Below are 22,334 nucleotides of genomic sequence, written 5' to 3'. Positions count from 1 at the left end.
CAGCCACCACACCCCCCGACAGTCGGATCGCATGTCACCACACATCCAACCGCCGCAACCGCCAATCCGGCGAACCTTCCCGGTCAGAGCACTAGCTCTCGCCACACCGAGGCATCCGGCGCCTGAGAAGTGTTCCGTACGACATCAAGAAAGAGATCTTCGACGAGGAGGTTTCCGTGGACTGGCGTGAAAGGGCGATCTGCTGGGGCGCGGACCCGGACCTGTTCTTTCCCGTGGGGAACAGCAGCAGCGGTCCGACGCTGATCCAGACGGACGGGGCGAAGGCCGTGTGTCGGCGTTGCCCTGTGATGCGGGAGTGCCTGCAGTGGGCCATCGAGGTCGATCCCGTGGAGGGAGTTTGGGGCGGCACCACAGAACAGGAACGCCGCGTCATGAAAGCACGCCTGATGCGTGAGTCCCAGAAGGCGACGGCACCAGCGGCGTGACGGGCACGGCGACTTTCTGACAGGTACCATTCCGGCGTTTCGGCATGTCACACCTTCATGGGCTGACTGGTCATAAAGATGACAGCAGTTCACGGATCCTGTTTCAGGAATGAATGGTGAGACATGGAGAACGAGAGTCAGTCAACCGGTTCGGAGGAAGGCCGTAGAGGCGAAAAGGTCATCGATTGGCTCGACATCAGACTGGGCCGCCGTGGCACAGCGAAGACCTTGATACGAAGGGCCTTTCCGGACCACTGGTCCTTCATGCTGGGGGAGATCTGCCTCTACAGCTTCGTCGTCCTCGTCATCACGGGCGTGTACCTGACTTTCTATTTCCATCCCTCGTCGGAGCAGGTCCACTACCACGGAAGCTATGTTCCTCTGCAGGGCCAGATGGTGTCGGAAGCATTCAATTCGACCATGCACATATCCTTCGATGTCCGTGGCGGCCTGCTGATGCGGCAGGCCCACCACTGGGCGGCACTGATCTTCGTCGCCGGCATGATCGTGCATATGATGCGAGTGTTCTTCACAGGGGCCTACCGCAAGCCGCGCGAGCTCAACTGGGTTTTCGGCTTCCTGCTGTTGATCCTCGGTATGTTCGGAGGGCTGACCGGATACGACCTGCCGGACGATCTCCTTTCCGGCACCGGGCTGGCGGTGGTCAACGGAACGATCCTCTCGGTGCCCGTCGTAGGCACCTATCTGTCGATGTTCCTCTTCGGCGGGGAATTCCCGGGCGATGATCTGGTGGCGCGATTCAATGCGATCCATGTACTGGTGATCCCCGGTGCCATGGTGGCCCTGATCGTCTGGCACGTGGTCCTGTACCGCCGGCACGGGCACATGCAGTATCCCGGGCCCGGACGCACGAACAAGAACATCGTCGGGACACCGCGTCAGGTGCACGCCGTGAAAGCGGCCGGATACTTTTTCCTCGTAGCCGGGGTCATCTTGTTTATCGCGTCGATCGCGCAGATCAACCCCGTCTGGAATTACGGCCCCTATCGTCCCGATCAGGTCTCAGCCGGATCTCAGCCCGACTGGTACATGGGCGTGGCCGACGGCATGCTGCGCGTCATGCCCGGCTGGGAGATCAGCGCCTGGGGCCACACTCTCGCGCTCGACAACCTGATCCCGCTCGCGGCCGGTGTCGGCTTCTTCCTCGCGTTGGGCGCGTATCCCTTCGTCGAGTCCTGGGTGACCGGCGACGACCGCGACCAGAACCTCCTCGACAGACCACGCAACCGGCCGGTGCGCATGGCTCTTGGTAGCGCATGGCTGAGTGTCTACTGCGTGGCACTGCTCGGAGCGGCGAACGATCTGATCGCCACTCGACTGCACGTCTCCGTCAACGACGTGACGTGGGCGGTCCGCATCGGTCTGTTCGCCGTGCCCGTTGTCGTCTACACCGTGACGAAGCGGTGGGCCCTCGGCCTCCAGCGCAGCGACCGCGACTTGGTGCTGCACGGCCGCGAGACCGGCATCGTCGAACGACTGCCGAACGGGGGGTTCGTCGAGGTGCACGAACTCCTCGGTCAGGAACGGCTGCACATCCTCACCGGGCACGAGCAGTACACACCCCTCACCGCCGTCCCCGCGGGAAGCGAGGACAACGCGGGGAGCAGACCCACTCCGGCCCCGCGGCTGCGAGCACGGCTCAGCCGCCGCTTCTACGGTGCGGGAGCCCAGATCCCCAAGCCCACCATGTGGGAGTACGAGGAGATCACCAGCCGGCACGGACGGTGACACAACCCCCCGGTCCAGGACGCGAATTCGCGCCTGGACCGGTCTCTTTCCCTCGATTGATTCCGCCGAGCTACCAGTGATATTTCAGCCGACGATAGCCCGCAGTGCCCTCTTACAGGCGGCAAGGGCGGAATAAGGGTTGTCATGGATTTACGTCACACATTCGATGGAGGGCCTGTCATAAGGGTGAAAGCAGCATGCAGGCCCGCTAGAAAGGAGCAAATTCATGAACCATCACGTTCTTGAGCCTGCCGCGCAGAAGATCGCGGATGCCACGGCCAATCCGCCTTTCCTGTACGAGCTCGGTCCGGAGGATGCGCGGAAGGTCCTGGACGACCTGCAGGCGGCGCCCGTCGAGAAGCCCGACGTGCAGGACAAGTGGATCACGGTACCCGCCGAAGTCGGCGATGTCCGGGTTCGTATCGTCAAGCCCGTCGATGCCCGGGGCATGCTGCCGGTCGTTCTCTACGTGCACGGCGGTGGCTGGGTGCTGGGGAATTCCGGCACTCATGACCGTCTGGTGCGTGAGCTGGCCGTGGGCGTGGACGCCGCTGTCGTGTTCGTCGAGTACGACCGTTCTCCCGAGGCCAAGTACCCGGTCGCCATCGAGCAGGCGTACGCGACGGCGCGGTGGGTCACGGCGAACGGTGCCCAGGAGGGCCTGGACGCCTCTCGTATGGCCGTGGCCGGTGACTCCGTCGGCGGGAACATGACCGCGGCGCTGGCCATCCTGGCCAAGCGGCGCGGCGACGTGACCTTCGTGCACCAGTCGCTCTACTACCCGGTCACGGACGCCGCCCAGGACACCGAGAGCTACCGGGATTTCGCGGACGGGCCGTATCTGACCGCGAAGGGCATGGCCTGGTTCTGGGACTGCTACACCACCGACCTCGTCCAGCGGGCCGAGATCACCGCGTCGCCGCTGCGGGCCAGTCTGCAGGACCTGGAAGGGCTGCCGCCCGCCCTCGTCATCGTCGACGAGAACGACGTGCTCCGGGACGAGGGCGAGGCCTACGCCCGCAAGCTGACCCAAGCCGGTGTGCCCACCACCAGCATCCGCATCAACGGCATCCTGCACGACTTCATGATGCTGAACGCCGTCCGGCCCACGCAGGCCGCAACTGCGGCGATGCAGCAGGCCGTTCACACGCTGCGTACCGCCCTGCGCACAGTCTGACGCACGTCCGGCGGCTCGGCGCGCAGCCGCTGCCGTCCACGGCCCCCTGCTCTCCACCCACCTGAGTTCGGTGTGCGGCAGTGCGCTGCCCCACACCACGCCTGTCCGCGCATGCGGACACGGCTGGACACACACACCTTCGAAAGGCCTGTCATGAACCGTCGTTCTTTCTACCGACGTGCCCGCACTCCGCTCGTCCTCACGGCCACGCTGACCGTTGCCGCGGCTCTCCTTGCCGCCACGGTCGCCCCGGCGAGTGCCGGCAAGGGTTCCTCCTCGCAGAGCCGTATGCCGACCGTGGTCCTCGTCCACGGAGCCTTCGCCGATTCGAGCAGCTGGAAGGGTGTTGTGAAGAGGCTGATGGACGAGGGCTTCCCGGTGGTGGCCGCGGCCAATCCGCTGCGCGGACTCAGCAGCGACGCCGCCTACCTCAAGCACATCCTGGCCGACATCGACGGGCCCGTCGTACTGGTCGGCCACTCCTACGGTGGTGCGGTCATCAGCGACGCCGCGGTCGGCGCGGACCACGTCAAGGCGCTGGTCTACATCGCCGCGTTCCTGCCCGAGAAGGGTGAGAGCGCCACTGAGCTCGCCGGCAAGTTCCCCGGCAGCACGCTCGGCGAAGCCCTGCTCCCCGTCCCGATCACCCTGCCCGACGGCTCCCAGGGCACGGATCTCTACATCGAAGAGTCCAAGTTCCACGACCAGTTCGCCGCGGATGTCCCGGAGAACACCACCGACCTCATGGCGGTCACCCAGCGGCCCGTGACCAGTGCCGCACTGGAAGAGGGCGCCTCCGAGCCCGCCTGGAAGACCATCCCGTCCTGGGTCCTGGTGGCCACGGAGGACCGCAACATCCCCAGCAAGCTCCAGACCTTCATGGCCGAACGCGCCGAAGCTCACACGGTGCAAGTCCGGGCATCGCACGCCGTGAGCGTCTCCCGCCCCGACGCCGTCGCCCGGATCATCGAGGACGCGGCGCGATCGACCCGCTGACCGACCGGCACCGAGGGGCGGGGGGGCTCTTTTGCCACCTCGCCCTCACGCTCGGCCGCCGGCCCGCGAACCTGATCCGTCCACTGGGTGGGCGGCCGACCGCTTCTTCGCTCGCAGCCCGTTCGCTCCGGCGGCGGGCGAAGAGCGACGCATCGTCCGGATAGGCCCCGACGGCCTGGAGCGCGCCGCGGCCACGCACCACGGGTGCTCCACACACACGTTGTGGAGCCGGTACCACAGGGCGATGGGTGATCCCCGCACCTACCCGCGCGCGCTGCTCGCTCGCCCGGGGGCGGTCCATCGTGCGGTGCAGGACACCCTCCGACCGAAACTCGGCCGCCATGCTGTCAGGGAAGGCAGGAGGGAGGTCTACGGCCTCGTACTTCCCGGTGACGAGAACCAGTGATACCGCGGCCGCCGGCCGCGCCCGGAGAGAAATAAAGGCCTCCTGTACCGTTCAGGGAGCCAACCTGATGGTTGTCGGCGTTCCCTTCCAGGCCATCTTGGCGTAGGGGCACAGTGCGTCGGCCTTCTCCAACAGGGGAGCGGCGACCTCCGGCGCGGCACCTGGCCAGTTGACCACGAGGTCGACACGCAGCAGATAGCCACCGTCTGCCGGATCCCGTCCGAAGGCCACGGTCGCGTCCACGGAGATCGCGGCAGGATCGAGTGCTTCCTGCCGCGCCACCAGGCTGAGGGCCCCGTGGAAGCACGCCGCGAAGCCGGCGGCGAACAGCTGCTCGGGGTTGGTTCCCTGGCCGTCGCCGCCGAGTTCGGCAGGCATGCGCAGGCTCAGGTTCAGGACCCCGTCGGCCGACTGGGCCAGCCCCGAGGCTCGCCCGTGCGCGGCCGCACCGCCGCTGACGGTCACGGTCGTGGAGTAGATCGTGGAGAAGGACGCCCCGTCGAAGTCCATGTCGGTGGACAGATTGGGCAACCGGAACTGCTCGGTCACAGCATGACTCCGACGTCGTGGCATCCGCTTCGGTACGTCCCCGGCAGCACGCCGAGAGCGGGCAACACGGAGGGGCGTGCGGGCTCAGTGTGTGCACGGGTTCTCGCCCGGCGGGTAGGACCGTACACCCGTCCGCAGACAGGGGGCAGTGCGCCGCTCATGATCATGACCATCGTCACGTCGTGTGTCCTTGAAGTAATGGAGAAATCTTCGTTCCGGATAACCGGTTGACCGGCAAGTCACTCCTCTTGTGACACGTCGTCCATCGGCCCGGATCCGCCGAATCCCGGCCGGCGGCCAGAAGCGGGGCGAAAGGCACCGACGTACCTGGAGACGCGCGATCGTCCGATGACCAGAATCTTCGGGGCGCCGCGCACCCCGCCGCCGGCGAGCTCCAGCAGTACTCCGGCGGCGGGAGAGGGACCTGGCCTCCACCTTGTCGGTGGAGGCCTCCGGCGGGAGTTCGTCTGCCTCGGCCTCGCCGGCCTGCTTCAGCCGGCAGGTGTCACTGGCAGCAATCTGTGGGACCGGCTCAGCTCTGCCGGCCGTAGCGCTCGCGGGCCTGTGCGACCGTCTCCGGGCGGACCGCTCCTGTTCGTGCCAGCTGGTCCAGGGCCGCCACGACGATCGACTCGGCGTCCACGCGGAAATAGCGGCGCGCCGCGTCCCGGGTGTCCGACAGACCGAAGCCGTCCGTCCCCAGGGACGAGTAGTGCTGCTCGACCCACTGGCTGATCTGGTCGGGCACCTGCCGCATCCAGTCGCTGACGGCCAGGACCGGTCCTTCGGCATCCGACAGCGCGCGGGCCACATACGGGACGCGCTCCTCGCCGCGCAGCCGCGCCCGGTCGACGCTCAACGCATCACGGCGCAGTTCCGTCCAGGAGGTCACCGACCAGACGTCGGCCTGCACTCCCCACTGGGACTCGAGCAGTTCCTGCGCGTCCAGAGCCCAGTGGATCGCTGTACCGGAAGCCAGCAACTGGATCCGGGGCCCGGCATCGGGGGACTCCGCCCGCCGGAACCGGTACATGCCCCGCAGGATTCCCTCTTCCACCAACGGCCCGGAGGGCATCGGCGGCTGCTGCTTCGGCTCGTTGTAGACAGTCAGGTAGTAGAAGACGTCCTCCGGCTGCTCGCCGTACATGCGCCGCAGACCTTCCCTGACGATCACCGCGATCTCGTAGGCGAACGCGGGGTCGTAGCTCACCGCTGCCGGATTGGTGGATGCCAGGAGATGAGAATGCCCGTCGGCGTGCTGCAGACCCTCGCCCGTCATCGTCGTACGACCGGCCGTCGCCCCGATGACGAACCCGCGCCCCATCTGATCCGCGAGTGCCCAGAACTGGTCACCGGTTCGCTGGAACCCGAACATGGCGTAGAAGATGTAGAAGGGGATCATGGGTTCGCCGTGCGTGGCGTACGAGGTCGCCGCAGCGGTGAACTCGGCCATGGAACCGGCCTCGGTGATGCCTTCGTCGATGAGCTGGCCGTTCCTGGCCTCTCGGTAGTGGAGCAGCTGATCCGCGTCGACCGGTTCGTACGTCTGCCCCTGCGGCGAGTAGATTCCGGCCGTCGGGAAGAGGGACTCCATACCGAACGTACGGGCTTCGTCGGGGATGATCGGCACCCAGCGCTGCCCCGTCTCCTCGTCGCGCATCAGGTCCTTGACCAGACGCACGAGCGCCATGGTCGTGGCGACCTCCTGCTTGCCGAAACCCTTCCGCAGGGTTTCGAAGGGGCGCGACGGCGGCTGCTTCAGTGGCTTGACGACAACGGTGCGTACCGGAGCGGGCCCTCCCAGGGCAGTACGTCGGTCGTGCAGGTACTGCACCTCGGGCGAATCCTCACCGGGGTGCCAGTACGGCACCAGGTCCCCGCTGAGGGCACTGTCCGGTATGGGCAGTTCCAGCACGTCCCGCATCTGACGGAACTGTTCCATGGTCAGCTTCTTCATCTGGTGGTTGGCGTTGCGCGACTCGAAGTCCGGCCCCAGCGCGTGTCCCTTCACCGTCTGGGCGAGGACGACGGTCGGCTGCCCCCGGTGCTCGACCGCGGCCCGGTAGGCGGCGTAGACCTTCAGCGGTTCGTGCCCGCCGCGCGAGTTCCCGAACAGATCGGTGAGCTGGGAGTCGTCCAGGCCCGCGGCGATGACGGAGAGCTGGTCGCCGGTGAAGAAGTGCTTGCGGATGTAGGCCGCGTCCCGAGCCGCGTACGTCTGCATCTGGCCGTCGGGCACCTCACCGAGGCGGCGGACCAGAGCGCCGCCGGTGTCCTGCCGCAGCACGGGGTCCCAGGCCTCGCCCCACAGAGACTTCACCACGTGCCAGCCTGCTCCGCGGAATCGGGCCTCGAGTTCCTGAACGATCTTTGAATTTGACCGTACGGGACCGTCCAGGCGCTGCAGGTTGCAGTTGACGACGAAGGTGAGGTTGTCGAGACCCTCACGGGCGGCGAGCGCCAGCGCGGCTGTCGATTCGGGCTCGTCCATCTCCCCGTCCCCGAGGAACGCCCAGACACGGGATCCCGAGGTGTCCTTGATGCCGCGGTCGTGCAGATAACGGTTGAACCTGGCCTGGTAGATGGCTGCGAGGGGACCGAGACCCATGGAAACGGTCGGGAACTCCCACAGCCACGGCAGGCGCCTGGGATGCGGGTAGGACGGCAGTCCGTGGCCGCCGGCCTCACGGCGGAAGCCGTCCAGCTGCTCCTCGCGCAACCGTCCTTCGAGGAACACCCGCGCATAGATGCCCGGCGACGCGTGCCCCTGCAGGTACAGCTGATCGCCGGAACCGTCCCGGTCCTTCCCCTGGAAGAAGTGGTTGAATCCGATCTCGTAGAGCCATGCCGCCGAGGCGTAGGTGGAGATATGTCCGCCGAGGCCCAGGCGGGAGCCACGCGTCACCATCGCCGCCGCGTTCCACCTGTTCAGAGCGGTGATACGGGATTCCATGGCGATGTCGCCGGGAAAGACCGGCTGGGCGGACGCCGCGACGGTGTTGATGTAGTCCGAGGAAAGGAGCGGAGGAAGGACGATCCCGGAGCCGGCCGCGTACTCGTGCACCCGTCGCAGCAGGTACACCGCCCGTTCCGGCCCCGCGTTCCTGATGACGGCGTCAAGTGATGCCTGCCATTCCGCGGTCTCCTCGGCGTCAGGGTCGGGCAGTTGGTCGAGTTCACTCGGTGCGGAGGACTCTGCGGGCCGAGCCGGATCACTCATGGCGGCCTTCCTGTTCAAGGCGTGCGGTCCCGTACCCTCCATGGGTCGGTGACCCTGCTGGTGTCGTCGTGACGGCGAAGTCGGCCGTTCATGGTGTACGACCGTGGTGACGCTGTCGTTGTGACACTGTTTCCTCGGCCCTCGCCACCACTGCTGTGCCCGCCCCGGGTGCCGACGCTTCCGCTGGGCGCGCGAGGACGGCAACGCGCTGTCGCACCGCACCCTTCGTGCGCCGCGAACGCCGCGGCCGCCCGAGTCAGCCGCCGAGGGCGGAGAGCAGTTGCAGGCGCTCGTGGCTCTCCGAACCCGGAACCGCTGTGAAGACCAGGAGCCGCTGCGCCTGATCCGGGTCGACCAGTGTCTGGCAGTGCAGTTCCAGCCGTCCCAACTGCGGGTGCTGGAAGCGCTTCGGCGCACAGTAGGGTCCGAGCACCGGGTGCTCGGACCAGAGCGCGGCGAACTCGGGGCTGGCCGTGTGGAGCGCGTCGACGAGTTCGGCGGTGCGTGAGTCACCGCCGTCACGTGCGTAAGCGCCGTAGAGATCCGCCACCAGGAGGCGGCTGTGCACGGAGTGGTCGCCGTTGGGATGGGTCAGGCGGGTGCCGGGATCGGTGAACCACCGGAAGTGGAGACTGCGCGCCAGTCCGGTGAAGGCCGTCTCGTCGCCCAGCAGCGCTACGGCCATCCTGGTCTGTCTCAGCGTTTCACCCAGGTGGTTGACCACCTGCGCCGGAGTGTCCTCCAGCCGGTCGAGGATGCGCATCATTCCCGGATTGATGTGATCGCCGCGCCGGACCCGTCGGGGCGTGGCGTAACCGGCGAGCTGAAACAGATGATCGCGCTCCTCGAGCGCCAGATGCAGGCCGCGGGCGAGCGCGGCGAGCATCTGCTCCGACGGGTTCGGTCCGCGCGGTTGCTCGATCCGGCTGTAGTAATCGACCGACATGTCGCACAGAGCCGCCACTTCCTCCCGGCGCAGCCCGCCGGTACGCCGGCGGCGCCCGCGGGGGAGCCCGACGTCCTCCGGTTGGAGGGCCTCACGCCGCGCCCTGAGAAAGGCCGCCAGTTCGGCTCTGTCTGCCATGGCACTGTCCTGACCGGTCGAAACGGATACCTGAACGATGCTGTTGCCTCAGACGGCCGCGAACGTGACGCCCGTGAGACGCTCGGCGATCTCCCAGAGCCGGGCCGCGTCGGCTTCGTTCCGGGCCGACTTGTAGATCGCCAGCTGTGTGGGGCCGCCGGTGAACTGGCCCAGGCCGTCGGGGCCGTACAGGCGTCCGCCATGCGCGTCGGGGCTCGTGACCGCGTACAGCAGGGGCAGCAGCCCGGCGTCGACGGAGTGCACGAAGATCCCCCAGCGCGCCAGCCGCCTCATGATCGCTTCATGGGGTGCGGGGCGGGTGCGCCCGAGATTGGGCCCGGACGCGTAGAGGTTGGTCAGTGTCGTGCCGGGGTGGGCGGCGTCGCTGACGATCCCCCATCCGCCCGCGGTGCTGCGTCGGTCCAGTTCGAGGGCGAACAGTAGATCGGCCAGCTTGGAGAGGTTGTAACTACGCACCGGTGAATAGCGCTGTTCGCTCTGCAGGTCGTCCCAGTTGATCCGGCCGCTGCGCGCGGCGCTGCTGGTCACGGTGGTCACCCGAGCCCTGCCCGCCCGGAGCAGCGGCATCAGACGCCCGGTGAGCGCCACATGCCCGAGATAGTTGGTCCCGAACTGCAGCTCAAACCCGTCCTCTGTGGTGTGCCGGGTGGCCGGTGCCATCACTCCCGCGTTGTTGACCAGCAGGTCGATCGGCCTGCCCTCCGCGTTCAGTGCGTCGGCGAGGGTCTCGACGGACGCCAGCGAAGCCAGGTCGAGGACGCGTGTGGAGACCTTCGCCTCGGAAACGCTCGAGCGGATGCGTTCCACGGCAGCGGCACCTTTGGACATGTTGCGCACCGGCAGGACCAGTTCGGCGCCCGCACGAGCGAGCCGTTCGGCCAGCCCCAGGCCGACACCGTCGCTCGCCCCGGTCACCACCGCGAACTTTCCTCGCAGGTCAGGCACGTGTACGTCAACCATTTCACACTCCCAGCGGTGCGGCCCTCTTACCGGTCACCAGAGTTCATGAACCCGGCGGCCGGATCCATGTGGTGCTGAAGCATGGATCGGCAGGGCATGGATCACCACACTGACCAGCAACACCGTGTGACCCAATGTTGTTCCGAGTACTCTGGATGCGCACTTCGCACAGTGACCGGAGTCACCGAGGTGACCCGGCGCGTGACGCCCGGATGAAAGGACGTGAGCATGGCCGACGTCTCGGAGCTCGTCTCCCGGCTGGGCCTCCAACCGCACATCGAGGGCGGCTGGTTCAGGGAGACCTGGAAGACGGCCGCCGAGGCACAGCCCGGTTCGTACGACGGCGCACGCGCCTTCGCCACCGGCATCTACTTCCTGCTGCACCCCGGCGAGGTGTCCCGGTGGCACCGGGTCCGTTCCGACGAGCTGTGGCTGTGGCACCGGGGCGGACCGCTGCGGATCCGGCTGGGCGGGGACGGTGACGCTCCCGACGAGGCGGCCGCAGAGCCCGTGGTGCTCGGCGCCGGCGTCGAACACCACGAGACACCCCAGTTCGTCGTCCCGGGCGGTGTGTGGCAGACCGCCGAACCCGCCGACGACCAGCCGGTGCTCGTGACCTGCGTCGTCGCCCCCGGATTCGACATGCGGGACTTCGAGATGCCGTGACGCGCCGCTCGGACGGCGGGCAGGAAGCGAAGTGCGAGCCGCAGGATGGTAGAGAGGTGGCATGAGCACCTCGTACGACACCACCCGCGCGGCGGGCGTCCGATGACCGCCGGTATCGACACCCCGGACCGCCGGGGCCGTACCGGACTCGACAGGACCGGGCTGGACCTCAGCGGCAATCCGCGGGTGAAGGTCCGGAACGTGAAACTCCTGTCCAGCCACTGGTACGTGGAGCGCGCCACCACCTTCGACCTCCAGCGGTCCGACGGGACCTGGAGCACCCAGCAGCGCGAGACGCACGACCGGGGAAACGGTGCCACCCTGCTCCTGTACGACACTGAGCGTGCGACCGTGCTGTTGACCCGGCAGTTCCGCTTCCCCGTCTACGTCAACGGCCACCCCGACGGCATGCTGATCGAGACGCCGGGCGGGCTGCTCGACGACGAGGACGAGCACCCGGAGATCGCGGTGCGGCGCGAGGCGGTGGAGGAGACCGGGCACACCGTCGGCGACGTCCAGCACGTCTTCGACGTCTATATGAGCCCAGGCTCGGTCACCGAGCGCGTCAGCTTCTACGCCGCCGCCTACGGACCGGCCACCCGCACCCACGAGGGCGGGGGACTGGACGAGGAGGGCGAGGACATCGAGATCGTCGAACTGCCCTTCCAGCGGGCCCAGGAGATGATCCGCACCGGGGAGATCGCCGACGCCAAGACCATCATGCTGCTCCAATGGGCCGCGCTGGAAGGGCCGTTCGCACGCCCTTGACCCCGCTGCCGTGCGGTCACCCCTTGTTGGAGCCCAGGGTCAGACCGCTGACGAACTGCCGCTGGAGCGCGAAGTACACGATCAGCGTCGGGATCGCGGTGAGCAGGGCGCCGGCGGCGACCAGGTTCGGGTCCGTGAAGTACTGGCCGGAGAGGTTGTTCAGGGCCGAGGTGATCGGCATGTTCTCGCCGGTCGAGATCAGGACGAGGGCCCAGAAGAAGTCGTTGTAGATCCAGATCGACAACAGGGTCGCCAGGGCCGCCATGGCGGGGCGGCACAGCGGCAGCGTGATCTGCCAGTACAGCCGCCACACCGAGGCGCCGTCGACGAGCGCGGCCTCGGTCAGCTCATGGGGCAGCAAACGCATGTAGTTGCTCAGCACGAAGGCGCAGAATCCGGACTGGAACGCCACATGGATCAGGACCAGGCCGAGCGCGGAGTCGTACAGTTTGCCGCTCGCAGTGATGCCGGGGAGGTTGGTGAGCAGGTACAGCCGGTACAGCGGGGTGATGATGACCTGCTGGGGGAGCAGGTTGCCCGCCGTGAAGACCAGCATCAGCGCGAGGTTGAGGCGGAAGTCGAAGCGGCTGACGTAGAACGCGACCATCGACGACAGGAACAGCGTCAGCAGCACGGCCGGCACCGCGATCAGCACCGTGTTGCCGAAGTAGTGCAGCATGTCCGACTGCACGAACGCGTTCTTGAAGTTGTCCAGGCTCAGCTTGTCCGGCCAGGACACATAGCCCTTGGCACTGGTCTCGCTGTACGGGCGCAGTGCCGAGAAGATCGCCCACAGCAGGGGGGCGAGCCACGCCAGCGCCGCACCGGCGAGGAAGACGTGCAACAGGATCCGGGCGGGGCGGATGGGGGTGCGCTGCTTGCCGAGCGCGCTCACGGTGCTCATGATCGCCGCTCCTTCCGGAAGGTGGCCACCAGGTACGGGATGATCACGGCTAGCGAGATCACCAGCAGGACCACCGCGATCGCGGATCCGTAACCGATGCGGCTGGACTCACCGATGATGTTGTTGGTCACCAGGATCGACAGCAACTCGGTGCCCTGGGCGCCCTTGTTGAAGACGAACACCAGGTCGAAGGCGCGCAGGGCCTCGATGATGGTGACGACCAGGACGACCGTGTTGGTGGGGCGCAGCGTCGGGAAGATGACGTTCTTGAACGTCTGCCACTCGTTTGCGCCGTCCAGGGCGGAGGCCTCGCGCAGGGACGGGTCCACGCCCTTCAGACCGGCCAGGTAGAGGATCATCATGTAGCCGGTGTGCCGCCAGGAGGCGGCGATGAGGACGGCCCAGAGGTTGAGCTTCGGGTCGCCGATCCAGTCGATGTAGTGGCCGGGCTTGTTGGCCCCGATGAGGCTGTTGATCAGGCCCGTGTCCGGGTTGTAGACGAGCTGCCAGACGAAGCCGATGCACGCCATCGAGATGACGACCGGCAGGAAGAAGGCCGTCTGGTAGACGCGGCTGAAGCGGATCTTCTTGTCCAGCTGGACGGCGAGGAAGAGGCCTAGCGGCGTCGGGATCAGGATGAGCACCACGAACCAGATGACGTTGTGCTCGACGGCGGGCCAGAACTGCGGGTTGTCGGAGAACAGTTGCTTGAAGTTCTCCAGGCCCACCCACTTGATCGAGTCGAAGCCGATGCCGTCCCAGGTGGTGAAGGCGAGGGCGATCGAGGCGAGGGCGGTGACCCAGACGAGGGCCACGTGCAGGACCGTGGGCACGCCCGCCATCAGGGCGAGCGTGAATCGGTCACGGCGGGTCAGCAGGCGCCGATGGCCCTGCGTGACCCGCTTCTTGTCGGATGCGGCGCCCGGAGGCGGCACGGCGGCCGCCCCCGGGGTCTTCGTAGTCATGTCGGTGGTCATGCGGAAGCGAAGATCGTCTTCTTCTGGCGCTCGATCGAGGACAGCAGGCTGTCGACGCCCTTGGGGTTCTGGAGGAACTTCTGCAGCCCGGGCTGCATCACCGTGGAGGTGAAGTCGGGCCGGCTGTCGCGGTCCATGAACTGGGTGAGGCTCTTGGCGCCACTGATCATCGTGAACGCCTTCTTCTGCAGCGCCGAGTAGGAGGAGGTGTCGGCCTTGCTGGAGGCGGCCACCACGCTCGGGTCGGTCTTGAGGTAGACCTGTTCGGCCTCCGGCGTGCCCAGGTACTCCAGCAGCTTGACGACACCGTCGTGGTTCTTCGGGGACTTGCTGACCATGAAGCCGTCGGTGGGCGCCTCGACGGTGTCCTGCCCGTACGCGGAGTTGATCTCCGGGAAGGCGAAGAAGTCGAGGTCGTCCAGGTCGGCCTTGTTGGTGAACTGCTGCGCCACGAAGCTGCCCAGCAGATACATGCCGGCCTGCTTGGACACCAGGGCCTGCGCGGCGTCCTGCCAGGTGCGGCCCATGAAGCCGTCCTGGTGGTACGGGAGGAGCTCGGACCAGTGGTCGAAGGCGGCCTTCACCTTGGCGTCGGTCCAGGAGGCCTTTCCGCCCATCAACTCGACGTGGAAGTCGTAGCCGTTGAGGCGGAAGTTGATCTGGTCGAAGGTGCCCATCGCGGGCCAGGCGTCCTTGTCGCCGAAGGCGATCGGGACCAGGCCGTCCTTCTTCATCTGCTTGCACAGGGCGATGAACTGGTCCCAGGTGGTGGGGACCTGGTAGCCGTGCTGCTGGAAGACGCTCTTGCGGTAGAAGACCGCCCACGGGTACGTGGTCAGCGGCACGAAGTAGTACTTGCCGTCCTCGCCCTTGCTGAGCTTCTTCATCGCGTCGGGGAAGTTGTCCCCGATCTTCGCCCACACGTCGTCGATGGGGCTGGCGAGCTTCTTGGCCGCGAAGAACTGCATGCGGAAGCCGGCGAACCAGTTGAACACGTCGTCCGGCGTGCCCTGGAGGTACGAGTTGATCTGCTCCTGGAAGGTGTTGTGGTCCTTCGTGTTCACGTCGACCGTGATGCCGGACTGCTTCTTGAAGGCCGCGTAGACGTCCGCGAAGGCCTTCTTCGGCACCGCGTCCGAGGCGTTGGAGCCCAGGGAGACGGTCTTCGGGTCGGAGGAAGTGCCGCTGCCGCCGCAGGCGCTCAGCAGGGGTATGCCGGCACCGGCGAGAAGGGCCGCGCTGCCCGCTCCGCGGAGCAGGGATCGGCGGCTGGGACCCGGGACGGAGAGACCGGAAGGGGACAGGCGCATGGCGGCTCCTGAAGGCAGGGGTTCGGCCAAGGGGAGAGCAGGCCCCCAAAAGGTCGTCGAAACCGATCAGAAACCAACTCGACCGAACATCGTGGCGTAATAACAGCCCCATGTCCGCTGACGCGTCAATAGCTCCCGTGCGTCTCTTGCCCGAAACGTAATCGACACGATCACCAGCGAGTTCTGTTCAGAATCCAACAGTCGTGAGAGCCGGCGCGACAGGGACGCCGTGCGGCGGGCGGACTGCTGTCCTCCGCTTAAGGCCTGACCAGCAACTGGAAGTTGAACGCGTATCAGGATGCTTGGTAGATGTGCGTCCCGAACTCGACCGGGCGGCCCGTGTCGTCGTACGCCGTGCGCTGCATCGTGAGCAGTGCGGCACCTTCCTTCTCGTCGAGGCGGGCTGCCTCCTCGGTGGTGGCCGAGCGGGCGCCGATGGTCTGCCGGGCGCTGTGCAGGGTGATGCCGGCCGAGCGCATCATCCGGTACAGGCCGGTCGACTCCAGCCGCTCCGTGTCGAGTTGGAGGAGTGCCGCGGGCAGGTGGTTGCACAGGAGCGCCACCGGCCGGCCGTGCGTGAAGCGCAGCCGCTCCAGGAGCGTGACCTCGCCGCCCTCCGGGACGCCGAACGCGGCCGCGACGTCCGCGGTCGCCGGTACGGCCTCGTTGCGCAGTACCCGGGTGGTCGGGCCCTGGCCGGCCGACTCCAAGTCGTCGTACAGGCTGCTGAGTTCCAGTGGCCGCTTGACCTGACTGTGCACCACCTGGGTGCCGACGCCGCGCCGGCGGACCAACAGCCCCTTGTCGACCAGGGACTTGATGGCCTGCCGGACCGTCGGCCGCGACAGACCGAGCCGTACGGACAGGTCGATCTCGTTGCCCAGGTGGTTCCCCGGGGCCAGCGCCCCGTGCTCGATGGCCGCCTCCAGTTGCCGGGCGAGCTGGTAGTAGAGCGGCACCGGACTGGTGCGGTCCATCGTGATCAGATCGTAGGTTCGCTGCGCCTCTGTCATGTGCGGCGATCCCTAGGCTGTTCCTCGGACGGGCCCGACGCCTCTCAGGTGTGGATCTGCGGGGTTCCGCCGTCAATGATTTGTACTTACATTCTGACCTGAATGTGAAATGATGTCTTAACAAAATATTGACAGCGGGCGTCACAAGGGCTTGGATCGCGTCCCAGCACTCTGCATCCTTTCCCCTGTAGCACAGCGAGGTGCCGGAAAGATGGACCGCTCTTCTCACACCCGTTCCCGCAGACTGGCCCCCGTCGTGGCCGTCGCCGCCGCGGCAGCACTGACCCTCGCCGGCTGCTCGAGCAGCTCCGGCGGAAAGAAGTCAGAGGACGGCGGCTCGAACGCCTCCGCGGGCAAGGCCACCACCCCCCGCATGACGGTCGCGCTCGTGACGCACCAGGCCCCGGGGGACACCTTCTGGGACATCGTCCGCAAGGGCGCCGAGGCCGCCGCGGCCAAGGACAACATCAAGCTGATCTACTCGGCCGACCCGAACGCCGGCAACCAGGCCAACCTGGTGCAGAACGCGGTCGACCAGAAGGTCGACGGCATCGCGATCACCCTCGCCAAGCCGGACGCCATGAAGGGCGTCGTCGGCAAGGCGAAGGCCGCGAACATACCCGTGGTCGGCCTCAACTCCGGTGTGAGCGACTGGAAGAAGCTCGGCCTCATGGAGTTCTTCGGCCAGGACGAGACCGTGGCGGGCGAGGCGCTCGGCAAGAAGCTGAACGAGCTCGGCTCCAAGAAGGCCGTCTGTGTCATCCAGGAGCAGGGCAACGTCGGTCTGACCCAGCGCTGCGACGGCGTGAAGAAGACGTTCTCCGGCACGACCGAGACGCTGTACGTGAACGGCACGGACATGCCGTCCGTGAAGTCGACGATCACCGCCAAGCTCAAGCAGGACAGCGCCATCGACTACGTCGTCACGCTCGGCGCCCCGTTCGCGCTGACCGCCGTGCAGTCGGTGTCCGACGCGGGCAGCAAGGCGAAGATCGCCACCTTCGACCTCAACAAGGAACTGACCGGGGCCATCTCCAAGGGCACGATCGAGTTCGCGGTGGACCAGCAGCCGTATCTGCAGGGCTACCTGGCGGTCGACTCCCTGTGGCTCTACAAGAACAACGGCAACTACAGCGGCGGCGGTGAGCAGCCCGTGCTGACCGGCCCGGCCTTCGTGGACAAGACGAACGTCGACGCCGTCGCCCAGTTCGCCGCGAAGGGCACTCGGTGAGCAGCATGTCCCAACAGGCTGAGCCGGCGGTCGGAACACCGCCGGCCCCCGGCCCCAAGCAGACCGACGGCCGAACCGCCGAGCGTCCCCTGGTGCTCAGGCTGCTGGCCCGTCCCGAAGTGGGCGTGTTCCTGGGCGCCCTGGCCGTGCTCGTCTTCTTCCTGATCGCGGCCCCCTCTGTCCGCCAGGGCAGCTCGATGGCCACGGTGCTCTACCAGTCGTCGACCATCGGCATCATGGCCCTGCCGGTGGCCCTGCTGATGATCGGCGGCGAGTTCGACCTCTCGTCCGGTGTCGCCGTGATCACCTCGGCGCTCACCGCGAGCATGCTCAGCTACCAACTCACCATGAACATCTGGGTCGGTGTGATCGTCGCGCTCGTCGTGTCCCTCGCGATCGGCGCGTTCAACGGCTGGATGGTCGTCAGAACAGGCCTGCCCAGCTTCCTCGTCACCCTAGGCACCTTCCTGATCCTGCAGGGCGTCAACCTCGCGGTGACCAAGCTGATCACCGGCAACGTCGCCACCGACGACATCAGCAACATGGACGGCTTCGACCAGGCGAGGAAGATCTTCGCGTCGTCGTTCGACGTCGGCGGCGTCCAGGTGAAGATCACCGTCGTGTGGTGGCTGGTCTTCGCCGCGATCGCGACGTGGGTCCTGCTGCGCACCAAGTACGGCAACTGGATCTTCGCCGTCGGCGGCAACAAGGACAGCGCCCGCGCCGTCGGTGTCCCGGTGAACTTCACCAAGATCACGCTGTTCATGACCGTCGGCTTCGGCGCCTGGTTCATCGGCATGCACCAGCTGTTCTCCTTCAACACCGTCCAATCCGGCGAGGGCGTCGGCCAGGAGCTGATCTACATCGCCGCCGCGGTCATCGGTGGCTGTCTGCTCACCGGCGGAAACGGCTCCGCGATCGGCCCCGTCTTCGGCGCCTTCATGTTCGGCATGGTCAACCAGGGCATCGTCTACGCCGGTTGGAACCCCGACTGGTTCAAGGCCTTCCTCGGCGTGATGCTGCTCGGCGCCGTCATGATCAATCTGTGGGTCCAGCGCACGGCGACCAGGAGGTGACCCGATGACAAACAACGGAACCGGAACCCACGGCGCCGTCCTCCCGGACACCGCACCCCAGAAGGACGGCTCGATCGTCGAACTGCGCGGCGCCGGCAAGTCGTACGGCAACATCCGCGCCCTGCACGGCGTCGACCTCAAGGTGTACCCGAGCCAGGTGACCTGCGTCCTCGGCGACAACGGCGCCGGCAAGTCCACCCTCATCAAGATCATCTCGGGCCTGCACCAGCACACCGAGGGCGACTTCCTCGTCGACGGCGCGCCGGTGCGCTTCACCAGCCCGCGCGAGGCCCTCGACAAGGGCATCGCCACCGTCTACCAGGACCTGGCCACCGTGCCCCTGATGCCGGTGTGGCGGAACTTCTTCCTCGGCTCCGAGATGACCAAGGGGCCCTGGCCGGTCCGCCGCCTGGACATCGCCCGCATGAAGGAGACCGCGGACCAGGAACTGCGCAACATGGGTATCGTCCTGGACGACCTGGAGCAGCCCATCGGCACGCTCTCCGGCGGCCAGCGCCAGTGCGTGGCCATCGCCCGCGCCGTCTACTTCGGCGCCCGCGTGCTGATCCTGGACGAGCCGACCGCCGCCCTCGGCGTCAAGCAGTCCGGCGTGGTCCTGAAGTACATCGCCGCCGCCCGCGACCGCGGACTCGGCGTCATCTTCATCACCCACAACCCGCACCACGCCTACATGGTCGGCGACCACTTCAGCGTACTGCGCCTCGGCACCCTCGAACTCAGCGCCGAGCGCTCCGCGATCACCCTCGAGGAGCTGACCAACCACATGGCGGGCGGCGCGGAACTGGCCGCCCTCAAGCACGAGTTGGCGCAGGTCCGCGGGGTCGACACGGAGGAACTGCCCGAAACGGAGGACCTCACCGCACCGGTGGTGAACTCGCCCGAGGCAAGCTCCTGACCATCGCGTAAGCCCTCGACCGTGGCGCGGGGCGATGCACCGCGGTGGTCACGTACGCCCCGTCGCCGTCGACAGGCGGCGGTCGGCGGGCGCTCCTATCCTGGATGGACTGGGCCGTCCGGTCTTCCGAGCCCGCCGCGTTGCATGACGTCCGCGGGCCTGTTCCGGTGTGTCGTCATGCGGGAGTGGCCCATGTCGCACGCGTCGAAGCGGTTGCGCAGGGTGGCCGTCGTCGTCACGGCGGTGGGGACGCTGGTGGCGGTGCCGTCCGCGGACGGCACCGCCACCGCGACCGCGGCACCGCCGTACGCCACCGGCACCGCGGCTGTCACCGAGGCCGACCCGCCCTCTCCGTCCGCCTCGGGCGACGAGGTCCGCAAGCTCACGGCCGCCATGGAGCGGAAGCTCGACGCGACCGTGCAGCGGGTCATGCGGGAGACGAAGGTCCCAGGGGGGATCGTCGGCATCTGGATGCCCGAGCAGGGGCGGTACGTGAACTCCTTCGGCGTCGCCGACAAGACCAGCCGCCGGCCCATGTTTCCCGACCTGAACATGCGCATCGGCAGCGAGACCAAGACGTTCACGGTCACGGCGCTGCTGGAACTGGTCGACAAGGGCGCGGCCAGCCTGGACGACCCGATCGGCAAGTACATCAGCGACGTACCGAACGGGGACAAGATCACCCTGCGCGAGCTGGCGGGCATGCGCAGCGGGCTGTTCAACTACACCCAGGACGACGACTTCTTCAAGGCCTTCACGTCCGACCCGCAGCGGCCGTTCACCCCGCAGCAACTGCTCGACTATGCGTTCAAACACCCCGTGCTGTTCCCGCCCGGCGAGAAGTTCGACTACTGCAACACCAATCTGATTCTGCTGGGCCTGGTGATCGAGCAGGTCAGCGGTCAGCACCTCGGTGACTACCTCCAGCACAACGTCATCGACCCGGTCGGGCTCAAGGACACCCTCTTCCCCGTCGCCAATGAGTTCCCGACCCCGCACTCGCAGGGCTACACCAACCAGACCGCGACCGGAAAGGTCGAGGACGCGGCCGACTGGAACCCGTCCTGGGGCTGGGCGGCCGGTGCGATGATCTCGGACCTGGAGGAGCTGCGGGTGCGGGCGCGCACGGTGGCCACCGGCGAACTGCCGAACGGCGACTTCCTGATCAGTCCCGCCACGCAGAAGCAGCGGCTCACCATGTCCCCGACGACCATCCCCGGCGCCGGGTACGGCCTCGGCATCTTCAATGTCCGGGGCTGGATCGGGCACAACGGCTCCCTGCCCGGCTACGAGTCGCTGACCGTCTACCTTCCGTCGGCGGAGACGACCCTGGTCGTCCTTCTGAACACCGACATCGACTACAAGGGCGCAGAGCCCAGCACGGTCTTCGGCGAGGCGATCACGAAGCTCATCTCCCCGGCCCATGTCTTCACCCTGCCCGCGGAACCCGCGGCGCGGTGAAAACGTTCAGATGACGCAGGGGGTGTGCGGAAGATGACGGGGAGGACGAGATGACGAAGACACGCAAGAACGAGCGGAACACGGACGGCACCGACGGCACGGACGAGGGCCTGCGCCGAGCCCGGTTCGGTACGCTGCCCGAGCGGGTCCGCCCGGAGGACACGGTGGAGACCAGCCCGGCCACGCTGCCCGACCCGGCACGGGACACCTACAACCCCGACGAGTGGCTGGTCCGCTACTGCCTGTGACGTCCGGGGATTACAGCAGTCGTACGGCGTCGACGACGAGCACTACGCACCCTTCGTCGACGCCCTCGCCGTACTGCTCGACGCAGGCGCCGCCGACGGCTCACTGAAGAACGGCCTCGACCCGGCGTCTCAGGCCGCCCCGCGCACCTCCTCGATCGTCACCGGCCGGTGCTCGGCGAGGGACAGCGTGCAGGCCTCGGCGATCCAGCCCGCCTCCAGGGCGTCCGCGACCGTGCAGGGGGACGGGCGGGCGCCGGCCACGACCTCGGTGAACGCGGTGAGTTCGGCACGGTAGGCGGCGGTGAAGCGGTCCATGAAGAAGTCGTGCGGGGTGCCCGACGGGAAGGTGACCCCGGGTTCGACCGAGCGCAGTGGCAGCTTGTCGTCCAGGCCGACGGCGATGGAGTCCCGGAAGCCGTGCAGCTCCATGCGGACGTCGTAACCCCGGGCGTTGTGGCGGCTGTTGGAGACCACCGCGATCGTGCCGTCGTCCAGCGTCAGGATCGCGCCGGTGGTGTCCGCGTCGCCGGCCTCCTTGATGTACTCGGCCCCTCGGTTGCCGCCGACCGCGTACACCTCCTTCACCTCGCGGCCGGTCACCCAGCGGATGATGTCGAAGTCGTGCACGGAGCAGTCGCGGAAGATCCCGCCGGAGGCGGCGATGTACGCGGCCGGGGGCGGCGCCGGGTCGAGCGTCGTCGAGCGGACCGTGTGCAGCTTGCCCAACTCACCGCCGCGCACCGCCTCCCGCGCGGCCATGAAGCCCGCGTCGAAGCGGCGGTTGTAGCCGATCTGGATGGGTACGTCGCTGTCCGCCACGGCCTTGAGGACCGCCACGCCCTCCTCGACGGTGCGGGCGACGGGCTTCTCGCAGAAGACCGGGACGCCGGCCTCGACGCCGGCCAGGATCAGGGACGGGTGGACGTCGGTGGCCGCCGCGACGACGAGGCCGTCCACCCCGGCGGCCAGGACCGCCTCGGGCGAGTCCGCGACCTGTGCCCCGAACCGCTCGGCGGCGGCCTTGGCCGCATCCGTGAACGGATCGGCGACGACGAGGGACTCGACGGCGTCGAGTCCCGAGAGGGTCTCGGCGTGGAAGGCGCCGATACGGCCGAGGCCGAGGATTCCGATGCGCATGCGGGTGTTGCTCCTTGGA

20 protein-coding genes are annotated in these 22,334 nt (G+C 67.3%); 11 read left to right on the top strand and 9 right to left on the bottom strand.

Annotated features, from left to right (window positions below; genetic code table 11):
• Positions 1-176: 176 nt before the first annotated feature.
• From ACFYXB_RS30810 to ACFYXB_RS30795, 4 genes are all read left to right on the top strand, one after another.
• The gene (locus ACFYXB_RS30810) at positions 177-446 is read left to right on the top strand and encodes a WhiB family transcriptional regulator (RefSeq protein WP_389587859.1); all 270 of its coding nucleotides are present in this window, start codon (positions 177-179) and stop codon (positions 444-446) included.
• 123 nt (positions 447-569) lie between these two features.
• Positions 570-2,195, top strand: a complete 1,626-nt coding sequence (locus tag ACFYXB_RS30805; RefSeq protein WP_389587857.1) for a cytochrome bc complex cytochrome b subunit — start codon at positions 570-572, stop codon at positions 2,193-2,195.
• A gap of 226 nt (positions 2,196-2,421) precedes the next feature.
• Positions 2,422-3,372, top strand: coding sequence for an alpha/beta hydrolase (locus tag ACFYXB_RS30800; protein WP_351360495.1), 951 nt, complete (start codon positions 2,422-2,424; stop codon positions 3,370-3,372).
• Positions 3,373-3,525: 153 nt separating this feature from the next.
• Positions 3,526-4,368, top strand: coding sequence for an alpha/beta hydrolase (locus ACFYXB_RS30795; protein WP_351360492.1), 843 nt, complete (start codon positions 3,526-3,528; stop codon positions 4,366-4,368).
• Positions 4,369-4,825: 457 nt separating this feature from the next.
• Here ACFYXB_RS30795 and ACFYXB_RS30790 read toward each other — a convergent pair whose 3' ends face one another.
• From ACFYXB_RS30790 to ACFYXB_RS30775, 4 genes are all read right to left on the bottom strand, one after another.
• Positions 4,826-5,284, bottom strand: coding sequence for an Ohr family peroxiredoxin (locus ACFYXB_RS30790; protein WP_389587867.1), 459 nt, complete (start codon positions 5,282-5,284; stop codon positions 4,826-4,828).
• A 571-nt stretch (positions 5,285-5,855) separates the two neighbouring features.
• Positions 5,856-8,543 carry a pyruvate dehydrogenase (acetyl-transferring), homodimeric type gene (gene aceE, locus ACFYXB_RS30785; RefSeq protein ID WP_389587854.1) on the bottom strand — a complete coding sequence of 896 codons (2,688 nt, stop codon included), beginning with the start codon at positions 8,541-8,543 and terminating at the stop codon, positions 5,856-5,858.
• A 256-nt stretch (positions 8,544-8,799) separates the two neighbouring features.
• A complete protein-coding gene (locus tag ACFYXB_RS30780) occupies positions 8,800-9,627 on the bottom strand; it encodes a helix-turn-helix transcriptional regulator (protein ID WP_389587852.1) in 828 nt (275 codons plus the stop codon).
• Between the two features lie 48 nt (positions 9,628-9,675).
• The gene (locus tag ACFYXB_RS30775; protein ID WP_389587850.1) at positions 9,676-10,608 is read right to left on the bottom strand and encodes an SDR family oxidoreductase; all 933 of its coding nucleotides are present in this window, start codon (positions 10,606-10,608) and stop codon (positions 9,676-9,678) included.
• Positions 10,609-10,836: 228 nt separating this feature from the next.
• Here ACFYXB_RS30775 and ACFYXB_RS30770 point away from each other — a divergent pair, with 228 nt between their 5' ends.
• Positions 10,837-11,274: a cupin domain-containing protein gene (locus ACFYXB_RS30770; RefSeq protein WP_389587849.1), complete on the top strand. Its 438-nt coding sequence runs from the start codon at positions 10,837-10,839 to the stop codon at positions 11,272-11,274.
• Positions 11,275-11,376: 102 nt separating this feature from the next.
• The gene (locus ACFYXB_RS30765; protein ID WP_389587847.1) at positions 11,377-12,042 is read left to right on the top strand and encodes an NUDIX domain-containing protein; all 666 of its coding nucleotides are present in this window, start codon (positions 11,377-11,379) and stop codon (positions 12,040-12,042) included.
• A 16-nt stretch (positions 12,043-12,058) separates the two neighbouring features.
• Here the strand turns inward: ACFYXB_RS30765 and ACFYXB_RS30760 are convergent, their stop codons facing one another.
• The 4 genes from ACFYXB_RS30760 to ACFYXB_RS30745 form a co-directional block, all read right to left on the bottom strand.
• Positions 12,059-12,946, bottom strand: a complete 888-nt coding sequence (locus tag ACFYXB_RS30760; protein WP_389587846.1) for a carbohydrate ABC transporter permease — start codon at positions 12,944-12,946, stop codon at positions 12,059-12,061.
• Positions 12,943-13,923 carry a sugar ABC transporter permease gene (locus tag ACFYXB_RS30755; protein WP_351360466.1) on the bottom strand — a complete coding sequence of 327 codons (981 nt, stop codon included), beginning with the start codon at positions 13,921-13,923 and terminating at the stop codon, positions 12,943-12,945. Before ACFYXB_RS30755 ends, ACFYXB_RS30760 begins: the two co-directional genes overlap by 4 nt.
• On the bottom strand, positions 13,920-15,233 hold the full coding sequence (locus tag ACFYXB_RS30750) for an ABC transporter substrate-binding protein (protein ID WP_389587843.1): 1,314 nt from the start codon (positions 15,231-15,233) through the stop codon (positions 13,920-13,922). Before ACFYXB_RS30750 ends, ACFYXB_RS30755 begins: the two co-directional genes overlap by 4 nt.
• 293 nt (positions 15,234-15,526) lie before the next feature.
• Positions 15,527-16,246 (bottom strand): GntR family transcriptional regulator, encoded by a 720-nt coding sequence (locus ACFYXB_RS30745; protein ID WP_389587841.1) that lies wholly within the window; start codon positions 16,244-16,246, stop codon positions 15,527-15,529.
• A gap of 211 nt (positions 16,247-16,457) precedes the next feature.
• Here ACFYXB_RS30745 and ACFYXB_RS30740 point away from each other — a divergent pair, with 211 nt between their 5' ends.
• The 5 genes from ACFYXB_RS30740 to ACFYXB_RS30720 all read left to right on the top strand — a co-directional run bounded on the left by ACFYXB_RS30740 (position 16,458) and on the right by ACFYXB_RS30720 (position 21,178).
• The gene (locus ACFYXB_RS30740) at positions 16,458-17,477 is read left to right on the top strand and encodes a sugar ABC transporter substrate-binding protein (RefSeq protein WP_389587839.1); all 1,020 of its coding nucleotides are present in this window, start codon (positions 16,458-16,460) and stop codon (positions 17,475-17,477) included.
• A gap of 5 nt (positions 17,478-17,482) precedes the next feature.
• Positions 17,483-18,553, top strand: coding sequence for an ABC transporter permease (locus tag ACFYXB_RS30735; RefSeq protein ID WP_389587837.1), 1,071 nt, complete (start codon positions 17,483-17,485; stop codon positions 18,551-18,553).
• 4 nt (positions 18,554-18,557) lie between these two features.
• Positions 18,558-19,469: an ATP-binding cassette domain-containing protein gene (locus ACFYXB_RS30730; RefSeq protein ID WP_351360452.1), complete on the top strand. Its 912-nt coding sequence runs from the start codon at positions 18,558-18,560 to the stop codon at positions 19,467-19,469.
• 192 nt (positions 19,470-19,661) lie between these two features.
• On the top strand, positions 19,662-20,930 hold the full coding sequence (locus tag ACFYXB_RS30725) for a serine hydrolase domain-containing protein (protein WP_389587835.1): 1,269 nt from the start codon (positions 19,662-19,664) through the stop codon (positions 20,928-20,930).
• A 50-nt stretch (positions 20,931-20,980) separates the two neighbouring features.
• Positions 20,981-21,178, top strand: coding sequence for a hypothetical protein (locus ACFYXB_RS30720; protein WP_351360446.1), 198 nt, complete (start codon positions 20,981-20,983; stop codon positions 21,176-21,178).
• Between the two features lie 129 nt (positions 21,179-21,307).
• On the opposite strand, the gene ACFYXB_RS30715 is transcribed toward ACFYXB_RS30720, so the two are convergent.
• Positions 21,308-22,315: a Gfo/Idh/MocA family oxidoreductase gene (locus tag ACFYXB_RS30715; protein ID WP_389587833.1), complete on the bottom strand. Its 1,008-nt coding sequence runs from the start codon at positions 22,313-22,315 to the stop codon at positions 21,308-21,310.
• Positions 22,316-22,334 lie beyond the last annotated feature (19 nt).

Source organism: Streptomyces sp. NPDC002619 (genome assembly GCF_042889305.1).
GTDB lineage: Bacteria > Actinomycetota > Actinomycetes > Streptomycetales > Streptomycetaceae > Streptomyces.
This window is presented reverse-complemented; position numbering and strand designations above follow the sequence as displayed.

Coding starts and splice junctions, on each gene's coding strand:
- ACFYXB_RS30805 (WP_389587857.1), top strand. CDS start 570: ATGGAGAACGAGAGTCAGTCAACCGGTTCGGAGGAAGGCCGTAGAGGC.
- ACFYXB_RS30800 (WP_351360495.1), top strand. CDS start 2,422: ATGAACCATCACGTTCTTGAGCCTGCCGCGCAGAAGATCGCGGATGCC.
- ACFYXB_RS30795 (WP_351360492.1), top strand. CDS start 3,526: ATGAACCGTCGTTCTTTCTACCGACGTGCCCGCACTCCGCTCGTCCTC.
- ACFYXB_RS30790 (WP_389587867.1), bottom strand. CDS start 5,284: ATGGACTTCGACGGGGCGTCCTTCTCCACGATCTACTCCACGACCGTG.
- aceE (WP_389587854.1), bottom strand. CDS start 8,543: ATGAGTGATCCGGCTCGGCCCGCAGAGTCCTCCGCACCGAGTGAACTC.
- ACFYXB_RS30780 (WP_389587852.1), bottom strand. CDS start 9,627: ATGGCAGACAGAGCCGAACTGGCGGCCTTTCTCAGGGCGCGGCGTGAG.
- ACFYXB_RS30775 (WP_389587850.1), bottom strand. CDS start 10,608: ATGGTTGACGTACACGTGCCTGACCTGCGAGGAAAGTTCGCGGTGGTG.
- ACFYXB_RS30770 (WP_389587849.1), top strand. CDS start 10,837: ATGGCCGACGTCTCGGAGCTCGTCTCCCGGCTGGGCCTCCAACCGCAC.
- ACFYXB_RS30765 (WP_389587847.1), top strand. CDS start 11,377: ATGACCGCCGGTATCGACACCCCGGACCGCCGGGGCCGTACCGGACTC.
- ACFYXB_RS30760 (WP_389587846.1), bottom strand. CDS start 12,946: ATGAGCACCGTGAGCGCGCTCGGCAAGCAGCGCACCCCCATCCGCCCC.
- ACFYXB_RS30755 (WP_351360466.1), bottom strand. CDS start 13,923: ATGACCACCGACATGACTACGAAGACCCCGGGGGCGGCCGCCGTGCCG.
- ACFYXB_RS30750 (WP_389587843.1), bottom strand. CDS start 15,233: ATGCGCCTGTCCCCTTCCGGTCTCTCCGTCCCGGGTCCCAGCCGCCGA.
- ACFYXB_RS30745 (WP_389587841.1), bottom strand. CDS start 16,246: ATGACAGAGGCGCAGCGAACCTACGATCTGATCACGATGGACCGCACC.
- ACFYXB_RS30740 (WP_389587839.1), top strand. CDS start 16,458: ATGGACCGCTCTTCTCACACCCGTTCCCGCAGACTGGCCCCCGTCGTG.
- ACFYXB_RS30735 (WP_389587837.1), top strand. CDS start 17,483: ATGTCCCAACAGGCTGAGCCGGCGGTCGGAACACCGCCGGCCCCCGGC.
- ACFYXB_RS30730 (WP_351360452.1), top strand. CDS start 18,558: ATGACAAACAACGGAACCGGAACCCACGGCGCCGTCCTCCCGGACACC.
- ACFYXB_RS30725 (WP_389587835.1), top strand. CDS start 19,662: ATGTCGCACGCGTCGAAGCGGTTGCGCAGGGTGGCCGTCGTCGTCACG.
- ACFYXB_RS30720 (WP_351360446.1), top strand. CDS start 20,981: ATGACGAAGACACGCAAGAACGAGCGGAACACGGACGGCACCGACGGC.
- ACFYXB_RS30715 (WP_389587833.1), bottom strand. CDS start 22,315: ATGCGCATCGGAATCCTCGGCCTCGGCCGTATCGGCGCCTTCCACGCC.